Here is a 19237-nt window from a genome sequence, read left to right as displayed (position 1 = left end):
AATAAAGTATGTTTCATATGTTATACTTTATCTTTGAATGAACAGTAGAAAGGAAATATATAATGAAACAATCATCAATAAGTACAGTTTGGAAAATAGTTTTACTAGGTGCACTATTGCTTTTAATCGCACTTTTATTTCCTCAACCAATCACTGCATATGCTATAACCCTAATTCTAGGAGTCATTTCCATTGTTAGACCGAAAGAATCTTTATTTCTTTTAATTTATTATTTCCCAATTCGTTCTTTTTTAGTAGAGATTAATCCTTCACTAAAATTAATTGGAGATATTATAATAATTGGTGCTTTCATACGTGTCGTCTGGGATGCTAGATCTAATTGGAAACAAATATTACGTTTCGAGATTTTTGAATGGGCATTTATTGCTTTTTTAGTAATTGGAGCAATTTCATCATTTATCACGGGGGTTAGCGCTGGAGCAATAGTATTCCAATTGCGTGCTTTTGCTATTACCTTCTTATTGCTTTATGTAGTTAAAAGACTATCCATAACTAAGAGTGATATAATCACTTTCTTATGGAATACATTAATTGTGGCATTAATAATTGTTGTTCAAGGATTAGTGGAAAAGTTATCGATGCGTTCTGCTTTAATGCCAGAGACATGGATCAATAGATCTCTATCATCCAATAACCGTGTACGGATTTATGGACTTTTAAATAATCCAAATGTACTGGCAACATTTTTAACAATTGCAACGATTTTAACAGTCTATTTAAAGAAATTCGTTACGAACAATAAATTACAGTGGTTCTTAAATATCTCATTAATCTTAATGGTCGGGGTTTGGATCTTAACTTACAGTAGAGGTACTTGGATAGCTGTAGTGGTAGGTATTGTTGTATATACGTTACTTACGAGAGCTTGGAAGGTACCTGTAAAAGCGATGCTTCTAGTTGGTGTTTCCTTCCTGATTGTTACGATGCCAACTACTTATATAAGTAAATGGATAAATAATAATACGGATATTGGAAACTTTGTGAGAACTGGTGTAGAAGAAGATACAGGATTCGCAACGGAATCTGAGCGTTTAGGAGAAACTTTTACTAAATCTACCTTCGAGAAAAGTAAGACTACAGGAAGATTATATGTAGTGTATAAAGGATTTGAAGTATATAAAGACTATCCAATAATAGGTAGTGGTTTTGGGACATTCGGAGACTCAGCTTCCAAATCGTATTCATCTCCAATCTATAAAGATTACGAAATTGAGACAAATATATATGCAGACAATCAATATATAGAAGTAATTGCGCAAAATGGTACTGTAGGAGTAATACTTTTTGCGGTATTCCTTTTAGGATTGTTACATTTATTCTGGAAGCACAGAAAAACAAATCCATATGCCATTCCTTTACTTGCAAGTTTAGTGGGAATCTACTGGTGTGGAATTATCTACAACATGTGGGAAGACAAAACCTTTACGATGTATTTCTTTATAATAACAGCAGTGTTTATACAGTTTGTTAGTAAGAAGGAGAGAATTTCTAAATGACCATTTTGCATCTAATTAGTGGGGGAGAAACTGGTGGTTCTAAAAATCACTTAATATCACTCTTAAGTCAATTTTCATCAGAAGAGATTATATTATGTGTGATGGAAGAAGGTCTACTGTCTACAGATGCGAAAAAAGCAGGAATTCGAACAATAATTTTAAATCAAAAATCAAGATACGATCTATCCGTCGTTAAAAAGCTCTCCAATTTAATAAAAGCGGAAAAAATTTCTCTCATTCATACGCATGGACCAAGAGCGAATCTGTTTGCCTATCTTACAAGAATGATATGTCCTTTTAAGTGGGTTACAACTATTCATAGTAATCCAACTTTAGATTTTGTTAAAGGCGGTATAAAGGGTAAGGTCTTTACGATGCTAAATATGAATTTGATCAAGAAAATAGATCACTTTTTTGCCGTTTCACATCGCTTTGGTGAAATGTTAGAGGGCTTTGGGATAGAAAAGAACAAAATAAGTATTATTTATAATGGTATATCCTTTCAGGAACCGGAGTATCAAAAGCTTTCACCAGATGAGTTTGGAATAGATCAAAACGATTTCGTTGTAGTTATGGTTGCAAGATATCATCCTATTAAAAATCACAATTTAGCTATAGATGCAATTACGAGATTACAAGAAGAAGGTATCCCCGTACAATTAGTTTGTGTTGGAGATGGTCCAGAAAGACAAGCACTAGCAAAGAAAGTAGCTGGAAAGGATTATATTCATTTAACAGGCTTTAGAAATGATATCCATGCTATTCTTGAGTTAGGGGATTGTTTGTTGCTTACGTCAAATAGCGAAAGCTTTCCGCTTGTATTACTAGAAGCAGCCCGTGCAAAGAAACCAATTGTAACTACAGATGTTGGTGGAGTAGGGGCTTTGCTGCCAACTGAGGACTATGGATATATTGTTCCAATAGGTAATCTAAACATGGTAGTTAAAGCCTTAAAGGAACTTTACGCATCTAAACTTTCAGGCGATATTCATCTGAAGGGTGAAAAACTTTATCAACATGCAAAAGAAAAGTTTTCACTTAACCAGCTTGAAAAAGATACTAGAAATACGTATTCTAAATTGCTATAAGCATTGAAAAAATATAAGAAAGATTTTCATTTTATTGCTGCTTTCTATTGTCAATATATAAATATGTGTTAAAATATAGTAGTAGAAAGAATTCTTGGTATAATATAAATGAAAAAATGTCTCGGTTGGTTGGTAATCGTATTAAGCAAACTGAAATGGGTTGTTAACAAAGGATGAATATTCTTTGTTGGCAGCCCATTTAGTTTTTTGTCCAACTTAAAAAAGCTATCGATTTATGGAAACCCCATAAATCGATAGCTTTTATTTTTCTATAGGGAATAATAAAAGCTTTGGCATGTCGATCACAAAAGTGAATCCTCATCCAGACTCTAGCGCCTAGCCCACCTGAGTCGCCTCAGCCTAGCAATAAAGGCAAGGGGCGCCACGCCTTTATTGCTATTCTTCCAGCGCTTTTTGGGGCTGACATAGGTGCTTGTGCTTTTGTTCTTTTATTGATTGATTTTAACGGTCCATTTAGTTAAGTTTTTTGCCTCTTTATTTACAAGCTCTTTTGGAAAAATAAAGGTCCAAGGCTTTGTTGTATTAGATTGTACTTCAAAGTTATCTAATTTAAACGAACCTTGGGCAACGATATCGTTATTCGCATCTGATAGCACTAACGGAAGTTGCTGAAAACTAAGTGACTTGTTGGATCCGTTTCTAATAAAGACAGTAACAGCTAAACCATCATCTGGTTGTTCTTTTAACTGAACTCCAGTAATATTTACTTCGTCCTCTTTTAGAGATGGTAGCGAGCTAACCAATTGTTCCAAAGCCTCTTTTTGCTCTTTTGGAAGAGATTTCTCCCAACTTTCATGTAGCTCCAATTTATGAGGCTCAAAGGATTTTAAGTTAAATGCAAGCTGCCAACCTTCAGCAGGCAATTCTTCAGAGCCTATCGTTGGTTTATCAAACTTAAACACCCATGGACGAGCACTATTACCAGGAATTTCACCAAGTTCACTAAAGTCAAACTGTTGTGAAGCTATCACATTATTCGAAGTATCTAGTAACAGTAACTCAACTGAGCCTAACTCGATTGGTTTTGCCAAGGATGTTCGGAAAAAGGCTTTTACAAGCCAAGAATCATCCTCTTTATCAATTTCCAGACCCGATAATGATAACTGGTTTGGTTTCAGTGGCTCTAATTCATTTAACAGAAATTGAAACACGTATTGCTGTTCTTTTGGAACGTTCCAGCTTGGGTGATAGGATAGCTCTGTTTTGATTGAATTACTCTCCGAAATCTCTATATCTAATAACTCCTCCGAGTTAATCGTGCTATCTTTTCCAGCCGTTTTCGTTTTTTTGAACAAAGAGAATATACTCAATTGTTGTCCTCCTCTTTCGTTTTATCCATTAGCTTAACAAAATTTATAATTTCAATGACAATGGAAAGTCGCATGGACTGGTAATGTTTTTCAAAAAGTTCGAGACCTTCTCGTTGATAAATTCTAATAGGATCCTCTTGTTGGTACGAGCGAAGTCCAATCCCTTCTTTTAAACGAGTCATAGATTCTAAGTGTTGAATCCAAATATTATCTACATATCCCAACATAACACTTGTGATTGTACCTACAAGTTCTTTTTCTTCTACAGAATTACTGATAAAGTCTTTAAGCTTTGAAGCGTGAGGTAAAACTTGTTTTTGAATCTCTTTAATCTTCAGGTTATTAGTATCTACAGTAAATTGATCTATAAATAGAGAATTTAAATTTCTCTCTATTAAAGAAATATTCCATTCTGAAGAGTCTATATCCTCAGGGCAAGCTTCGTAAATGACAAAGTTAATTGTTTCATCTACCATAGTATGAAGCAACGCTACCGTATCTTGTTTTTGAAGAATTTTGTTGCGTAAAGAGTAAACAACATTACGTTGATCGTTAATAACATCGTCCAGCTTTAAATTATACTCTCTCATAGAAAAATGAGATCCTTCGACAATTCGTTGTGTTCTTGAAACAAACTCGCTCATGTCTTTGTTATTTATAAGTCCTTCTGCATCAGTCTTAATAACCTTTTGCATTTTATCGACTTCTTCTTTTGCAAACCGTACAAAAATATCGTCCTCTAGGGAAATGAAGAACTGTGTTTCCCCTGGATCGCCTTGACGCCCAGCTCTTCCTCTTAACTGATTGTCAATACGAATGCTTTCGTGTTTTTCAGTTCCTAAAACAAAGAGACCCCCAATATCTGCGACACCTTCTCCAAGAACTATATCTGTGCCTCGACCTGCCATATTGGTAGCAACCGTGATTTGGTTTAGCTGACCAGCTTCCGAAATCAGCTCGACCTCTTGTTCAATGCTTTTTGCATTCAGAAGCTGATAATTTAAGTTTTCTTTGTCTAAATAATTTGCAACCTTTTCTGATTGTAAAATAGAAGTAGTTCCAATAAGAACAGGTTGACCATTCATATGGCGAGCTTTAGCTTCTTTTGCAACGGCTGCATATTTATCATCACTTGTATTAAATACTAAATCGGATTTATCAACTCTAATTTTCGGTCTATTTGTTGGGATTTGAATTACGTCCATACCATATACTTGTCTAAATTCACTTTCCTGCGTTTTAGCTGTACCTGTCATACCAGAAAGCTTAGGATACAGACGGAAGTAGTTTTGAATAGTTATTTGAGCCTGGGCCTTGTTTTCATCTGTTAAAGTGACATTCTCTTTCGCTTCAATCGCTTGATGTAAACCATCCGATAATGATCGACCTTCCATAATACGACCAGTGAACATATCAACTAAATGAACTTTATCGTCTTTCACAATATAATCTACATCTCGTTCGAACATGACATGTGCTCTAACGGCCTGAATAACATAATGATATAGAGTTTGGTGTTCCAAATCATACAGATTATCAATACTAAACGCAGCTTCAACTTTTTCAATGCCTGCCTCAGTAAGCGAAGTTGCCTTTGTTTCAGGATCAAAATCATAATCTTGCTCTATTTTAAAACGTTTAGCAAGAATTGCAGCTATTGAATGTAGCTCAGCTCTAGAACTCGTTTTACCTGCAACGATTAAAGGTGTTTTAGCTTCGTCAATCAGCACACTGTCAACTTCATCTATGATTGCGTAATGGAAAGGACGTTGAACCTTCTGAGCTAGATTGCTCACCATATTATCGCGAAGATAATCAAAACCAAACTCCGTTCCTACACCATACGTGATATCAGCCAAATAAGCCTGTTGCTTATCTTCAGGAGTCATCATTGGTATATTGATCCCAACAGTTAATCCTAAGAATCGATGGATTTGTCCAATTTGTTCGAAATCTCTTTTTGCTAGGTATTCATTTACTGTAATTACATGAACACCTTTTGATTCTAAGGCTTTTAGATAGGATGGAAGAGAGGCTACTAATGTTTTACCTTCTCCTGTAGGCATCTCAGCTATATTGCCCTCTGCTAAAACAAGACCGCCTAAAAGCTGAACATCAAAGTGGCGCATCTGTAAAACTCTTTTAGAAGCTTCTCTGACTACAGCAAAAACTTCTGGTATTATTGATTGAAGTGTTTCTTTTTTATCTAGTCTTTCTTTAAAAATGGACGTCATTTGTTTCAGTTCTTCATCAGATAAATGAACGAATTTTTCTTCTAGTTCATTAATTTTTTTTACTATTTTAAAGTACTTTTTTAATTGCCTAGCACTTGTATTATTATTCTGCTTTAACCATGGAATCATTTGAATTCTCCTTTAACTTAAACACACTAATACATTCTATCAAATTTCTAGGGAAAATTCTATTTTACTTGCAATTGAACGAAAGCTTTTAAATTAGTAAAAATTTAATATTCCACAAAAAATGTTTCATTTTGATAAAAGCGTGATATAATACATATGATTTGATATAGATGAGGAGGAGAGACATGCTTGCCTTTACGCTTGTGTTGGCATTTGTCGCATCCGTACTATTTACACCACTTGTAAAGAAATTAGCGTTTCGCTTTGGAGCGGTCGATAAGCCAAACTATAGAAAAGTACATGCTAATATTATGCCGAGACTCGGTGGACTAGCTATCTTTTTGTCCTTTCTCGTCGCATTTTTCGTATATAGACCAGATGGTCAGTATGACAAAGCAATGTTACTTGGAGCGTTAATCATAATTGTTACAGGTGCTTTAGATGATATGTTTGAGATTACTGCAAAAGCAAAACTACTTGGACAGCTTCTAGCAGCTTCAAGTGTTGCCATATATGGTGGATTACAAATTGAGTTTATTAACATACCATTTTTAGATTTTGAGTTACAGTTTGGATATTTTGCAATACCACTTACTATTTTGTGGATTATTGCCATTACAAATGCAATAAATTTAATCGATGGTCTAGATGGTTTAGCCGCGGGTGTTTCTACGATAGCTCTTTTAACTTTAGCTGGAATGGCTATTATGATGGGCAATCCATTCGTTGCTACAATGGCAGCTATATTAGCTGCAAGCACGCTCGGTTTCTTAGTATTCAACTTTTATCCAGCGAAGATATTCATGGGAGATACCGGAGCATTGTTCCTTGGATACATGATTTCCATCCTTGCCTTATTAGGATTTAAAGGTGTAACGATGTTTGCCTTGATCATTCCTATTATTATGCTTGGTGTACCTATTTCGGATACATTCTTTGCGATTGTTCGAAGATATCGCTCAAAACAGCCATTGATGGCTCCTGATAAATCTCATTTGCATCATTGCTTGATAAATGTAGGATTCACGCATCGTCAAACGGTACTAATTATTTATGCAATAGCAGCAATGTTTGGAATTGCTGCATTGATATTCTCCCAAGCAACGATGTGGGGAGCAATCTTACTATTAGTTATCATGCTTATCGCAATTGAGTTTTTTGTAGAAGCAGTTGGTTTAGCAGGGAAGAATTACAAACCACTCATTAATTTAGTGAGAACAATAGGTAAATCATGAAAAAAATCCTCTCATTCTAGTTTGTAGAATGAAAGGATTTTTTTGTATTTGAATGAAAATAAAGAGCTCTGAAGAAATTTTCTTCAGAGCTCTTTAACAGTTATGGACGATCATCTACTGCGTAGTTATTGTTTGTATCGGATTCATTGTCTGAAATATTGCTTGTTTCTGGTTGTAAACCAAGATGGCTTTTCAGTAAATCTTGAGTTTCCTCTAAACTTTCCTCATCTAACTTCCAATAATAAACTCCTGTAGACATATCATCGTAGCCCTCAAGTGATAAGGTATCGATTTGAGGAACGCCACCTTTAATATATTCAAAGAAGGATTTCATTTCATCGAATGTTAAATCAGTCTTCATATTTTCTCCGACCGCATCTATCACTTCACCGTATTTAGTAAAGGAAGAAGCTGAACTAGCTTTCTTAATTATAGAAGAAAGTATCATTTGTTGACGTTTACCTCGTTCGATATCATTATCAAGCTTTCGCGTTCTCGCTAAAGCTAATGCTTCTCGTCCGTCCAATTCCTGTAACCCTGGCTCTAGTTGAACAGTTCGTTTATTGTTTTCATCTTTTTCCAATAACTTATAAGGAACCTCGGCTTCGATTCCTCCTAAAGCATCAATAACATCAACAAATGCATCAAAATTCATCTTCACGTAATAATCTACTGGAACTTCTAACAAATTTTCGACTGTTTCAATTGCAACCCGTGTACCACCATATGCATGGGCATGGGTAATTTTATCTTTATAACCGACTTCATCAATATAAACATATGAATCACGTGGAATACTTACTAACTTTACTGTTTTAGATTTATTGTTTAATGTCGCAAGCATTAAGGCATCCGAACGACTGTTTTCATCGCCCTGATTACGTTCTTCGCTGTCATCAATACCAATAAATAAAACTGAAACATTGTCATTTAATGGTTCTACTTTTTCTTCACGCAAAGTAGATTTTTCACGATCGCCCGCAATTTGAAATGCATTGCCAGCTGCTAACTCGGCTTTCTTAGTTAAGTAGACTGCATAGGTGGATAAAGAAATAAGCATGGACGCAACTATTATGAGTGAAATAGTTAATATTTTGCGTTTTTTACTGCTCTTCTTTTTCTCCTTTTTATATAACCTTCTATTCATTTTTATAATCTCCCTTTATTCTTCATACAGCTTTAGGACGAAGAATCGACAAAATAGTTTCATTAAATTTGACATGACCTTAATTATACTATGGAATTGATAATAGGTAAATTTAATTCAACACAAATTCTAGAAACTCTTTGTCGACAAGTTCAATTTGCGCTTGCCCATTAGTCATTTCAGCAATCCAACTTGTAAAGGCATGCTCCTCATCCGCTTTTGTATAAACCAAAACTTCTACAAGCTCTGCATAATTTATTTCTTTTAAAGGGTAGACAGAATTGCGCACTTCATTTTCCACTTTTCCTAACCACGTATAGTCGATCGATACTTTCAATATATGATGCTGTTTACGCTCTATTACTTTTGCAGCATCAATTCCTTCTGTAGTGGCTTTCCCGTAAGCACGGATAAGCCCACCACCACCGAGTTTGATGCCACCAAAATAACGAGTGACAACAACTACTGTATCTTTGAGCCCTTGCTTTTTAAGCACCTCGAGCATTGGTACACCCGCAGTACCACTTGGTTCACCGTCATCATTTGCTTTTTGTATATTATCATGCTCACCAATAATATATGCGGAGCAGTTATGATTAGCACTTTTATGCTTTTCTTTGATATTATTAATAAAATCCTGTGCTTCTTCTTCGGATTCCGCTCGGTTAATATATGTGATAAATCGTGATTTTTGAATGACGATTTCACTCTCACCATAGCCTTGTACAGTTTTGTAATCTTTTCTCATAGATATATTTCCCCTCCTGATTCTATTGAAACATAGTTGTAAAGTAATTTTAATTTATTTTTAGTCACTTAGTGCTATAATAGGATTTGTCATCATTTGTGAATGAGGACTCATTTGGACGCATAAAGGAGAAAAAACAGATGACGAATATGAATTTTGAAACGCAGTCGTTAGATGTTATTTTCGATCGGATGGTCGAAGTGATGGACCATTCGAAAAAGGATATATTCATTATAAGCGAACAAAGTCGACAAAGCTTTGAAGAAATGAAAGTGGAGTTAGAAATTATTCGTGGAGATATCGAGGCGGTTATTATTGAAGGGGATTTACTAGAAGCGAAATCGAAGCTTTCTAGAAATCGGTTAGCTGAAGTCTCTAAGAATTTTGACTCATACGATGAACCACAAGTTCGCCAAGCCTATGAAACTGCAAATGAAATTCAAATAAATCTTCTCATCAAGCGTAGTGAGGAACGGCAGCTAAGAATGCGAAGAGATGATTTAGAACGCAGATTACAAGGTTTGTTAGAAATGATTGAGCGTGCCGATCATCTGGTCAATCAGGTGAATATCGTTATGAATTACTTAACATCCGATTTGAAAAATGTAGGAGAAGCATTAGAAAATGCAAAAATTAAACAAGATTTCACCCTGAAAATTATCGAAGCACAAGAGGAAGAACGCAAAAGACTTTCAAGGGAAATTCATGATGGCCCTGCGCAAATGCTAGCGAATGTACTACTTAGAACAGATTTGATCAATCTTACATATGAGCAGCGCGGTGGAGCGGAAGCGATGAAAGAAATTCTTGACCTAAAAACAATGGTTCGCGATGCTTTGTCAGAGGTCCGTCGCATCATTTATGACCTTCGACCAATGGCATTAGACGATTTGGGGTTAATACCGACGCTTCGAAAGTATATAATGACAATTGAAGAATACAATCCAACAGGTAAAATCCATTTCCAAACCTTTGGAGAAGAGAAAAGATTAGGAACCAATTTTGAAGTGGCCATATTCCGCATAGTCCAAGAGTGTTTAACAAACGGAACTAAACATGGGAAATTTACAGAAGCTTGGGTAAAAGTTGAGTGGTTGAAACAAAAGATAAATATTATCGTCAAAGATAATGGGGCTGGATTTGATCCAGAGGTAGCAAAAGAAAAATCTTTTGGTTTAATTGGAATGAAAGAACGGGTGGATTTGTTAGAAGGATCGATGAAAGTTATTTCATCCCCCGGCAAAGGAACTACAATTTTGTTTAGCATCCCATTAAATGAGGAATAGTAAATATGGCTTTTTAACTATAGGAGGAAATGAACATGACAAAAATAATAATCATAGATGATCATCAACTATTCCGCGAGGGAGTAAAACGTATTTTAGACTTTGAAGATTCTTTCGAAGTTATCGCAGAAGGTGACGACGGCAATGACGTCCTAAGTCTGTATGAAAAGCACGTACCAGATGTAGTATTAATGGACATTAATATGCCTACTAAAAATGGGGTAGAGGCAACAGGAGAATTGCTAGAAAAATTCCCTGAAGCAAAAGTAATCATCCTTTCGATTCATGATGACGAATCATATGTTTCACACGCATTAAAAACTGGTGCACTTGGATACATGCTTAAAGAAATGGATGCAAATGCCATCGTTTCAGCTATCAAAGTAGTAGCAAAAGGCGGATCCTACCTACATCCAAAAGTAACACGTAACCTTGTGGCAGAATTCCGTCGCTTAAGCGAGCGAGAAAACAAAGGAAGCTTCCATCAAACAGAAATTCGTCGTCCATTCCATTTACTAACAAAACGTGAATGCGAAGTACTGCAATTACTAACAGATGGTCAAAGCAACCGAACAATCGGAGAAACATTATTCATCTCCGAAAAAACCGTGAAAAATCACGTATCCAGCATCCTTCAAAAAATGAACGTCAACGACCGCACTCAAGCCGTAGTAACCGGCATCAAAAACGGCTGGGTAGAAGTTCGATAATAACAGTGAACCCCTCTCGCATTGGCGAGAGGGGTTATTTTTTCGTTACCTTCTATAAAGAGTGAGTCCACTTGCGATTAGCAGTGCTGAACTAGCGATTACGCTGAAGTATATTGCGATTCGAGAGATGGAACTTGCGATTCGAAGTGCTGAATTTGCGATTCGCATAAAACTCCGATTTGATTTGCGATTTGAAGTCCTGAACTTGCGATTAGCACCACTCAACTTGCGATTCTCACTCTATAAAAAATAACACCAAAATATAATCCTACTTTTTCGAATAATATGTTCTTCCGCCAGCTTTATGCACTTGCAAATCCATATTACCTAACATTCTCGAAGCGGTATAAATAGATTCGATTTTACAAAACTTTCGAAATTCTCTATTCGTTATTCTGTTATTAATAAGAAGAAAATAATCATCAACAGCTTTTTTATGAGCATTTCTATCACGCTTATTGCAACTGGTACATGTCCAAGTTTTTCCCGTACGTAACATCCCCAACACACCACAATTCGGACACTCCACACCCGTCCGGATTTCACTCACGGGAATACGATAATGCTCACAGAGCGGCGAATATACAAAAACCGATCTCTTCTCAAGTATCAGCTTTTGAACCTTAAGTAACTCCTCCTCTGAAAAACTAGCACCGTCGCAACTAGTGTACATCTTATTAACTCGTTCAACCATGCTCTCTAATTTATAAATGGGATAATGGGTAGGTTTTTGCAAAATACGGGAGGACTTCGCGGTCAAAATGACAGCGCCAGTCACTTTCATTTGGGGGAGAGTGTTGCGTAGAAATTCTTTCATGAAGCGGATATGCCTCATCAATTGAAAATATGGATTAGAAAAGGGGGTCTCTAGTCCGTTTTCTTCCTTATAAAATTCATCTAGCTCTTCATTAAAATACAAGCGTCCACTTATATTCTTCGACTCTAGTACAATACAGCACCGGTCAGTTACAATCAGACAGTCAATCTGCACTTTCCAATCACCGAGATCCAAACAGACATCCGAAAAAACGCGTAACTCACCAGGTAATCGAAGCTCCTTCAACCGATCAACAAGCCGAACCTCGCCTCGAACTCCAGCTTCCTGTTTTCGAATCTCTCACGAATAAAATCAATCATTCCAGATTCATCGTCCAACCTTTTCAATAATGCAAAATGTCCACTCAATGCTTCAGCTCCTTTCTACCTATATCTTACATTCAGATACCAGAATATTCTACCTATTATTGGTGGGAACTTAATAATTGAGTTTTCGTCTTAAATGTGACAAAATAACCTTCAGCAGGAGGAGACATCTATGAAAATTATTCAAACGATTACACTAGCAGCCATCGCACTGACACTGGCAGCATGCAATAGCAATGATGATGCAGAACAAAACTCTAATTCCGCAAGTGACATCGCTCCATCAAACACACAAACAACAACCGATCACGGTGTGGAAGATAAAAGCGAAACCTCTATAGGCTTCGAAATGTCGGGTGGCAATATTGAAGAAGCGACGAATGTACCAGAAAAGGAAAAATCGGCCCTAATTGATTCCTTCACAGAATACATGGAATCATTCAACGAAGAAGATGTTGAACGTTACATGAAAACAATCTCAAAAAATCCTGAAGGTTTCAACTACGATGACGAAAAAATTATGGTTGAAAAAACGTTCCATGATTTTGACACGACACGGACTGCCGAAAATATCACCGTCATCGAATATAATAATTCACAAGCTCAAGTATTTTCGAACATTCATACTTCACTAGAACAAATCGACTCAGGCGCTAAACTTAGCCAAAACGGTCGCCAAGTGACTGTATTTGTCAAAGAAGACGGCAATTGGCTAGTTTCAAGTGTCTATTATATAGGTGAATCAACTGAATAAAAAAGCATTCCCCAGACATATATGACAAATATCATGTTTGGGGCTTTTTTATGCTTCCATTTTTTACCCACATTCAGTAAACTACAAATAGGAGTGTGATTTTATAAAATGAAGACAGCAATCGTAACCGACAGCACCGCATATATCCTGAAAGAAATTCGTGACCAACTGAATATTCATATGGTGCCGCTAAGCGTTGTCATCGGAAATAACACCTACCAGGAAGAAATAGATATCAACACCACAGAATTCTACGATAAAATCAGGCTTGGTGGAGCTCTCCCAAAGACATCCCAACCAGCCATAGGGAAATTTATCGAGACATATGAACAACTAGCAAAAGATTACGATGCAATTATCTCTATCCACCTTTCAAGTGGCATCAGCGGAACGCTTGCTGGAGCACAACAAGCGGGAGAAATAGTAGACTCCATCGACATACACACATTCGATACCGAAATTTCGTGCATGGTCCAAGGCTTCTACGTCCTTAAGGCTGCTGAAATGGCACAAAAAGGTGCAACTCCAGACTCAATCATCCAAGAGCTAAACACATTGAAACAAACAATGCGTGCATACTTCATGGTTGATAACTTAGACCATTTACATCGTGGAGGAAGGCTAAATAGCTTCGAGCGCGTAATTGGCTCTGTACTACAAGTAAAACCAATTTTACACTTCCAAAACAAAGTCATCGTTCCGTTTGAAAAAGTTCGTACGCGTAAAAAAGCGATGAAACGTATTTCGGACATGCTTCAAGAAGACTCGAATAAATTTAATATAAAAGCAACCATCATACATGCAAACAACGAAAACGAAGCGATCGCATGGAAAGACGAACTCCAAGCAACTATGCCGAACGTAGATTTCACCATCAGCTATTTCGGTCCCGTAATTGGTACGCACCTTGGGGAAGGCTCAATGGGTCTAGGTTGGTACAAAAACTAACGAGGAGAATGCCTATGAACGAACAGCTGCAACAATTTCTCACTGGCCGCATTTGGCTTCGCGAACACACCCCATTCCCACGCGAAGTCATCAACGCCCATATCAACTCCGGACACATCCACCTAAGGCAAGGCATCACTACATTTACAGAACCCAACCTTTTTTGGCAATCAAAGAAGAACGTATGCAACAGATGCCACAACGCAAATCAATCCTACTTTCACTCATTCAACTGTGCTCGCTGTAACCAAATATGTACTTATTGCCGCCATTGTATACGAATGGGACGGGTGAGTAGTTGTTCCGAGTTACTCATTTGGGACAAGCAGCTTGCACGCGGCGCGAACGCTCATGTGTTTGCATGGAATGGCCAGTTAACTTTACTTCAACAAAAGGCAAGTGAAGAACTACTTTCTAGTGTCGAACGAAATGAGTCCCACTTAATTCATGCAGTATGCGGCGCAGGGAAAACTGAGCTTTTATTACCAGCTATTTTTGCAAGCTTACAGACAGGCAAAAGAGTTTGTGTTGCCGCTCCGAGAACAGATGTTATTCTAGAATTATTCCCTCGCTTTCAGAAAGTCTTCCCAAATACAACAATTCATGCTCTATACGGAGGCGCACCAGACCAATACGGCTACGCTGAATTAGTACTCGCAACAACTCATCAGCTTTATCGATTTGAACATGCCTTCGACGTCGTATTTGTCGATGAAGCAGACGCTTTTCCTTATTACGCTGACGAAACACTTCAACGAGCAGTCACGAAAGCTGCCAAACCACTTGCTGCCATTCATTACGTTACCGCCACTCCTACAAAAACATTAATAACAACGAACCAATCCATTCTCACACGAAGATATCACGGTCACAACCTTCCAGTACCTAGGCTTGATAGTCTTTGGGGCTATAGGAGACAACTAAAAAAAGGAAAAATCCATCCAAAACTACAAGCATGGATTAATAAAAAAATAGAAACCAAAACCCCGTTTCTTATCTTTCTCCCTACTATAGAAATGCTAGAAAATTTCCCAGGAGATATACCTAGAGTCCATGCCGAGCATCCAAAAAGAAAAGAACTAGTCATGCAATTACGGGAAAAGAAGATACCTGGTTTACTAACAACGACGATATTAGAACGAGGGGTAACGATTGAGAATGTACAGGTGGCCATAGTCGGAGCAGAACAACCGATTTATACTTCCAGTGCGCTCATTCAAATAAGTGGACGAGTCGGAAGGTCAGCGCAGCATCCAGACGGAGATATTGTATTTTTTCACCATGGCATAAGTAGAGAAATGGATAAAGCACAGGATGCGATAGAAGGGTGGAATCGAGCTTGAATTGTTTAATCTGTAGAACTCCTTACAAATCTCCACCATCCTGGTCGAAGTTATTTTTATACGAGATAGATTCATTTACTTGCACAAGATGCTCGGGAAAATTTGAGGAATCCCAAACGAACATCGATTTTACTCATTTTCAAGGAACCACTTATGAAGGAGCAGTCGACTCAGTCTTTTGTTTATACATCTATAATGAAGCCATGAAAGAATATCTACATCAATACAAATTCCTTCAGGACGTTGCATTAGCTAAAGTATTTGCCCAAAAACTTCAGCAGGCATTTGAGTCCAAAGAAGGTATTGTCGTCCCCATTCCAATGCATTCAGAAAAATTAATAATACGCACATTCTCACAAGTCGATGAACTTCTAAATGCATCACAAATTTCCTATCAACACTTACTTTCTAAAATTACCACTGAAGCTCAAGGAAAGAAAACAAAAAACGAACGTTTAAAAACAGCGAATCTTTTTGAAGCAACCCAAACAATCGAAGACTCAAATTATATTTTATTCGACGATATATACACGACTGGAGCAACCATTCACCATGCCGCAAAGATTTTAAAGGACTCAGGAGCGAAAAGAGTCGATGCCATCACTTTAATAAAAGGCTAATCAACCGATATAAAGGAAGAGAATATATTGTGGAGGTAACGACATGGGTGAACTAAAAAATTGTCCGTCGTGTGGCGAGTTTTTTAACTATACAGGAATGAGAGATGTATGTAATAACTGCGCTATGAACGAAGAAAAACTTTTCGAAGTAGTATATCGCTTTCTTCGCAAACGTGAAAATCGAGCAGCAACAGTAGAACGAATTGTAGAAGTTACAGGTGTGGAAGAGTCCCTACTACACAAATGGGTACGTAAAAATCGTCTGCAGCCTGCACTGTTCCCAAACTTAGGTTATCCATGCGACAATTGTGGGAAAATCACAAACTCAGGGAAACTATGCGTTTCATGTACGGAAGAATTAAAATCCGGTCTTCGTCAATTTGATGCAGCAAAAGAATTCCGTGACAGAGTAGCAAACCAAGAAAGTGGTACGTACCATGCAGATAGCAAGAGAAAATAAACTCTCACCTCGTGTGGGAGTTTTTACTTAGATTGAAATGAATTACTCCCAAAACTGTCCTAGTTCCCCCAAAAGACCCTTCAATTCCGCACGACACGTTAATTCTCAAGACCTATTCCACACAAATCGTTCAAATTACTCTAAACACTTCATATTTCAAGCCGAAATAATACATAGACACTTCGAACAGATAAGGGGAGGAAGAAACTCGATGAAAATTACAAATGTTGGTTTAAGCCAGATAAACCCATACAAACGCAATCAACAACAAGTTGAAAAAACACAGCAAACAACTAAAACAACCGCAGATCAACTAGAAATTTCGTCTGCTGCGAAAAGCATGCAAACAAAATCACCAGTTGAAGTAGAACAAGCAGAACGAGTTGCAGCGATCAAAGCAGATATCGATGCAGGAACATACAAAGTAGATGCGAAGAAACTAGCATCTAATATCCTAAATTATTACCGTATCTGATAAAAGGAGCATACAAACATGTCCATCGATATCATATTGCAATCACTTAGCAAACTAGATATGCTTCACAAAAGCTTACTTGAAGTTGCATACAAAAAAACAGAAGCTATCAAAATTGGGGACATGGACAGTCTTAACCAGCTGCTCAAGGATGAGCAAGCACACGTAGCAGGCATTTCACAGCTTGAACAACAGCGTCAACTAGAGGTAACGGATTACCTTCGAGCAAAAGGAATTGCTCCTACTGACAACCCAACTGTTGCACTTGTCTTGGAAAATACCAACACAGACGAAGAAAAAGCTCAACTAACAAAAGCGCGCAATAATTTACTATTAACATTAGAAACATTAAAACACCAAAATGATTTAAACCAAAAACTAACATTCCAATCACTGCAATTCGTCAATATGACGCTTGATATGTTACGACCAAAGCCCGACCAAATAAACTACTCGAAATCCGAAGTACAGGTTCCTTCCATAGGTAAGGCACACTTCGACTCACAAGCTTAAGGAGGCCAACCCATGCGCTCCACATTTATGGGACTAGAAGCAAGTAAACGCGGTTTATTCACTCAACAATCCGCACTTTATACAACAGGACACAACATCTCCAATGCCAATACAATAGGCTATTCACGACAACGCGTGAACATGGAAGCAACATTAGGCTATCCAGGAACAGGACTTAATGCTCCAAAAACTGCTGGTCATATCGGAACAGGTGTACAAGCTCATTCTGTTCAGCGTATACGTGACGAGTTTATTGACCGTCAATACCGCCAAGAAACAACAAAGCTCGGCTATTGGGAATCACGTTCATCTGCCATAAGTCAAATTGAAGATATCGTTACAGAACCATCTGATTACGGCTTAAACGCAGCTTTTGACCAATTTTGGAATTCTCTTCAGGATTTAAGTGGTAGTCCTGAGAATGCAGCAACACGTAAAGTTGTAGTCCAACGTGCACTTCATCTTGCAGATTCCTTTAATTACACACATAAACAACTTTCTGATATTCAAGCGAATATTGGAAATGAAATAAAAGTTTCTACGGATGATATAAACTCTATTTTAAAGCAAATTGCATTTCTAAATGAACAAATCCAAGCAGTTGAACCAAATGGTTATATGCCAAATGATTTGTATGATTCACGTGATACACTTATCGATGAGTTATCACAATACTTCCCTGTAGAAACTACGCGTGTCCCGTCTGGTGGAAATGCACTGGCTATTGCAGAGGGTAGCTTGACAGTTAGTATTAAATTAAAAGATGGAAGTAAAATTAGTTTAGTTGAAGGAAAGAATTACTCGCAGATTACAGCTCAAGATACTACTAACAAAGCAATTGATGGTACTGATCTTACAAATGGTTTTTCACAGTTCACTATTACCGATATTGGTACATTAACTGGTTCAAGAGCTCCCATTGGATATGATAATTTGGATGGTTCTAAAGGAAAACTTTTATCATTAATTGATTCATATGGTCATGGTACCCCTATGGACGGTTATTTTTCGGAAACACTAGCAAAGTTAGATAAAATGGCCGATGCGTTTATAAAGGAATTTAATGCCATACACTTCGATGGCTATACTTTAGCGGAAGGTACAGTTGCTAGTGTTAAAGACCAGAATTTCTTTGGTGGAACAGGGGCTGCTGGAATAACGGTACTTGAGGAAATTATAAAGAATCCAAATCTAATCGCAGTTTCTGACGCACAAGGTGAAGTGGGTAATGGAAAAAATGCGATTAAATTAGCAAATATGAAATTTAATAAATTAGGCGATTTAAGTGGGGCAACTGTTCAATCATTCTATCAAGGAATTATAGGTCAACTTGGTGTAGATGGAGAGCAGGCAATTAGAATGTCAAGTAATGCAACTACAATAAGAATGACAGTGGAAAACAATCGGGCTTCTGTAAGTTCGGTTTCTCTTGATGAAGAAATGACTAACATGATTACATTCCAACAAGCTTATAATGCCAATGCTCGAATGATTACAGTTATTGATGAAACATTAGACAAAATCATAAACGGCATGGGCAGAGTAGGTCTATAGGA

19 protein-coding genes are annotated in these 19237 nt (G+C 37.3%); 13 read left to right on the top strand and 6 right to left on the bottom strand.

Annotated features, from left to right (window positions below):
- Positions 1-62 precede the first annotated feature (62 nt).
- Both ACIQX2_RS02550 and ACIQX2_RS02545 read left to right on the top strand, forming a co-directional pair.
- Positions 63-1517 carry an O-antigen ligase family protein gene (locus ACIQX2_RS02550; protein ID WP_402846644.1) on the top strand — a complete coding sequence of 485 codons (1455 nt, stop codon included), beginning with the start codon at positions 63-65 and terminating at the stop codon, positions 1515-1517.
- Positions 1514-2605: a glycosyltransferase family 4 protein gene (locus ACIQX2_RS02545; protein WP_402846642.1), complete on the top strand. Its 1092-nt coding sequence runs from the start codon at positions 1514-1516 to the stop codon at positions 2603-2605. Before ACIQX2_RS02550 ends, ACIQX2_RS02545 begins: the two co-directional genes overlap by 4 nt.
- A 449-nt stretch (positions 2606-3054) precedes the next feature.
- On the opposite strand, the gene ACIQX2_RS02540 is transcribed toward ACIQX2_RS02545, so the two are convergent.
- Complete coding sequence (locus ACIQX2_RS02540; protein ID WP_402846640.1) at positions 3055-3936, bottom strand: accessory Sec system S-layer assembly protein; 882 nt, start codon at positions 3934-3936, stop codon at positions 3055-3057.
- Positions 3933-6299, bottom strand: coding sequence for an accessory Sec system translocase SecA2 (gene secA2 / locus ACIQX2_RS02535; protein ID WP_402846639.1), 2367 nt, complete (start codon positions 6297-6299; stop codon positions 3933-3935). The genes ACIQX2_RS02540 and secA2 overlap by 4 nt, the downstream gene beginning before the upstream one ends.
- Positions 6300-6484: 185 nt before the next feature.
- Here secA2 and ACIQX2_RS02530 point away from each other — a divergent pair, with 185 nt between their 5' ends.
- Positions 6485-7534, top strand: a complete 1050-nt coding sequence (locus ACIQX2_RS02530) for a glycosyltransferase family 4 protein (RefSeq protein ID WP_402846638.1) — start codon at positions 6485-6487, stop codon at positions 7532-7534.
- Positions 7535-7634: 100 nt separating this feature from the next.
- Here the strand turns inward: ACIQX2_RS02530 and ACIQX2_RS02525 are convergent, their stop codons facing one another.
- A complete protein-coding gene (locus ACIQX2_RS02525; RefSeq protein WP_402846636.1) occupies positions 7635-8681 on the bottom strand; it encodes an LCP family protein in 1047 nt (348 codons plus the stop codon).
- A 112-nt stretch (positions 8682-8793) separates the two neighbouring features.
- The gene (locus ACIQX2_RS02520) at positions 8794-9429 is read right to left on the bottom strand and encodes a YigZ family protein (protein ID WP_402846634.1); all 636 of its coding nucleotides are present in this window, start codon (positions 9427-9429) and stop codon (positions 8794-8796) included.
- 140 nt (positions 9430-9569) lie between these two features.
- On the opposite strand from ACIQX2_RS02520, the gene ACIQX2_RS02515 reads away from it, so the two are divergent.
- Together ACIQX2_RS02515 and ACIQX2_RS02510 are read left to right on the top strand one after the other, a co-directional pair.
- Positions 9570-10715 carry a sensor histidine kinase gene (locus ACIQX2_RS02515; protein ID WP_402846633.1) on the top strand — a complete coding sequence of 382 codons (1146 nt, stop codon included), beginning with the start codon at positions 9570-9572 and terminating at the stop codon, positions 10713-10715.
- A gap of 35 nt (positions 10716-10750) precedes the next feature.
- Positions 10751-11425, top strand: a complete 675-nt coding sequence (locus tag ACIQX2_RS02510) for a response regulator (RefSeq protein WP_093059501.1) — start codon at positions 10751-10753, stop codon at positions 11423-11425.
- Positions 11426-11693: 268 nt separating this feature from the next.
- Here ACIQX2_RS02510 and ACIQX2_RS02505 read toward each other — a convergent pair whose 3' ends face one another.
- Complete coding sequence (locus ACIQX2_RS02505; protein ID WP_402846630.1) at positions 11694-12488, bottom strand: NERD domain-containing protein; 795 nt, start codon at positions 12486-12488, stop codon at positions 11694-11696.
- Positions 12485-12610, bottom strand: coding sequence for a hypothetical protein (locus ACIQX2_RS02500; RefSeq protein ID WP_402846629.1), 126 nt, complete (start codon positions 12608-12610; stop codon positions 12485-12487). Before ACIQX2_RS02500 ends, ACIQX2_RS02505 begins: the two co-directional genes overlap by 4 nt.
- A gap of 130 nt (positions 12611-12740) precedes the next feature.
- On the opposite strand from ACIQX2_RS02500, the gene ACIQX2_RS02495 reads away from it, so the two are divergent.
- The 8 genes from ACIQX2_RS02495 (at position 12741) to flgK (ending at position 19235) form a co-directional block, all read left to right on the top strand.
- A complete protein-coding gene (locus tag ACIQX2_RS02495) occupies positions 12741-13322 on the top strand; it encodes a nuclear transport factor 2 family protein (protein WP_402846628.1) in 582 nt (193 codons plus the stop codon).
- Between the two features lie 108 nt (positions 13323-13430).
- Complete coding sequence (locus ACIQX2_RS02490; protein WP_402846626.1) at positions 13431-14270, top strand: DegV family protein; 840 nt, start codon at positions 13431-13433, stop codon at positions 14268-14270.
- A 290-nt stretch (positions 14271-14560) separates the two neighbouring features.
- Positions 14561-15613: an ATP-dependent helicase ComFA gene (locus tag ACIQX2_RS02485; RefSeq protein ID WP_402846624.1), complete on the top strand. Its 1053-nt coding sequence runs from the start codon at positions 14561-14563 to the stop codon at positions 15611-15613.
- A complete protein-coding gene (locus ACIQX2_RS02480) occupies positions 15610-16233 on the top strand; it encodes a ComF family protein (protein ID WP_402846621.1) in 624 nt (207 codons plus the stop codon). The genes ACIQX2_RS02485 and ACIQX2_RS02480 overlap by 4 nt, the downstream gene beginning before the upstream one ends.
- 43 nt (positions 16234-16276) lie before the next feature.
- Positions 16277-16693 (top strand): TIGR03826 family flagellar region protein, encoded by a 417-nt coding sequence (locus tag ACIQX2_RS02475; protein ID WP_402846619.1) that lies wholly within the window; start codon positions 16277-16279, stop codon positions 16691-16693.
- A gap of 211 nt (positions 16694-16904) precedes the next feature.
- On the top strand, positions 16905-17168 hold the full coding sequence (flgM, locus tag ACIQX2_RS02470) for a flagellar biosynthesis anti-sigma factor FlgM (protein WP_402846617.1): 264 nt from the start codon (positions 16905-16907) through the stop codon (positions 17166-17168).
- Positions 17169-17186: 18 nt separating this feature from the next.
- Entirely contained in the window at positions 17187-17681 is a 495-nt protein-coding gene (locus ACIQX2_RS02465; RefSeq protein ID WP_402846615.1) for a flagellar protein FlgN, read from the top strand.
- Between the two features lie 12 nt (positions 17682-17693).
- On the top strand, positions 17694-19235 hold the full coding sequence (gene flgK, locus ACIQX2_RS02460) for a flagellar hook-associated protein FlgK (RefSeq protein WP_402846613.1): 1542 nt from the start codon (positions 17694-17696) through the stop codon (positions 19233-19235).
- Positions 19236-19237: the final 2 nt, after the last annotated feature.

Source organism: Psychrobacillus sp. NPDC096623, from assembly GCF_044762655.1.
In the GTDB taxonomy this organism is placed as follows: domain Bacteria; phylum Bacillota; class Bacilli; order Bacillales_A; family Planococcaceae; genus Psychrobacillus.
The sequence above is the reverse complement of the archived record's forward strand: the minus strand, read 5'-3'. Positions and strand labels throughout refer to the sequence as shown.

What these genes read in the sequence shown, in the direction of transcription:
- ACIQX2_RS02525 (WP_402846636.1), bottom strand. Translation starts at nt 8,681, where the DNA reads ATGAATAGAAGGTTATATAAAAAGGAGAAAAAGAAGAGCAGTAAAAAA.
- flgK (WP_402846613.1), top strand. Translation starts at nt 17,694, where the DNA reads ATGCGCTCCACATTTATGGGACTAGAAGCAAGTAAACGCGGTTTATTC.
- ACIQX2_RS02545 (WP_402846642.1), top strand. Translation starts at nt 1,514, where the DNA reads ATGACCATTTTGCATCTAATTAGTGGGGGAGAAACTGGTGGTTCTAAA.
- ACIQX2_RS02520 (WP_402846634.1), bottom strand. Translation starts at nt 9,429, where the DNA reads ATGAGAAAAGATTACAAAACTGTACAAGGCTATGGTGAGAGTGAAATC.
- ACIQX2_RS02530 (WP_402846638.1), top strand. Translation starts at nt 6,485, where the DNA reads ATGCTTGCCTTTACGCTTGTGTTGGCATTTGTCGCATCCGTACTATTT.
- secA2 (WP_402846639.1), bottom strand. Translation starts at nt 6,299, where the DNA reads ATGATTCCATGGTTAAAGCAGAATAATAATACAAGTGCTAGGCAATTA.
- ACIQX2_RS02515 (WP_402846633.1), top strand. Translation starts at nt 9,570, where the DNA reads ATGACGAATATGAATTTTGAAACGCAGTCGTTAGATGTTATTTTCGAT.
- ACIQX2_RS02490 (WP_402846626.1), top strand. Translation starts at nt 13,431, where the DNA reads ATGAAGACAGCAATCGTAACCGACAGCACCGCATATATCCTGAAAGAA.
- flgM (WP_402846617.1), top strand. Translation starts at nt 16,905, where the DNA reads ATGAAAATTACAAATGTTGGTTTAAGCCAGATAAACCCATACAAACGC.
- ACIQX2_RS02475 (WP_402846619.1), top strand. Translation starts at nt 16,277, where the DNA reads ATGGGTGAACTAAAAAATTGTCCGTCGTGTGGCGAGTTTTTTAACTAT.
- ACIQX2_RS02495 (WP_402846628.1), top strand. Translation starts at nt 12,741, where the DNA reads ATGAAAATTATTCAAACGATTACACTAGCAGCCATCGCACTGACACTG.
- ACIQX2_RS02550 (WP_402846644.1), top strand. Translation starts at nt 63, where the DNA reads ATGAAACAATCATCAATAAGTACAGTTTGGAAAATAGTTTTACTAGGT.
- ACIQX2_RS02465 (WP_402846615.1), top strand. Translation starts at nt 17,187, where the DNA reads ATGTCCATCGATATCATATTGCAATCACTTAGCAAACTAGATATGCTT.
- ACIQX2_RS02510 (WP_093059501.1), top strand. Translation starts at nt 10,751, where the DNA reads ATGACAAAAATAATAATCATAGATGATCATCAACTATTCCGCGAGGGA.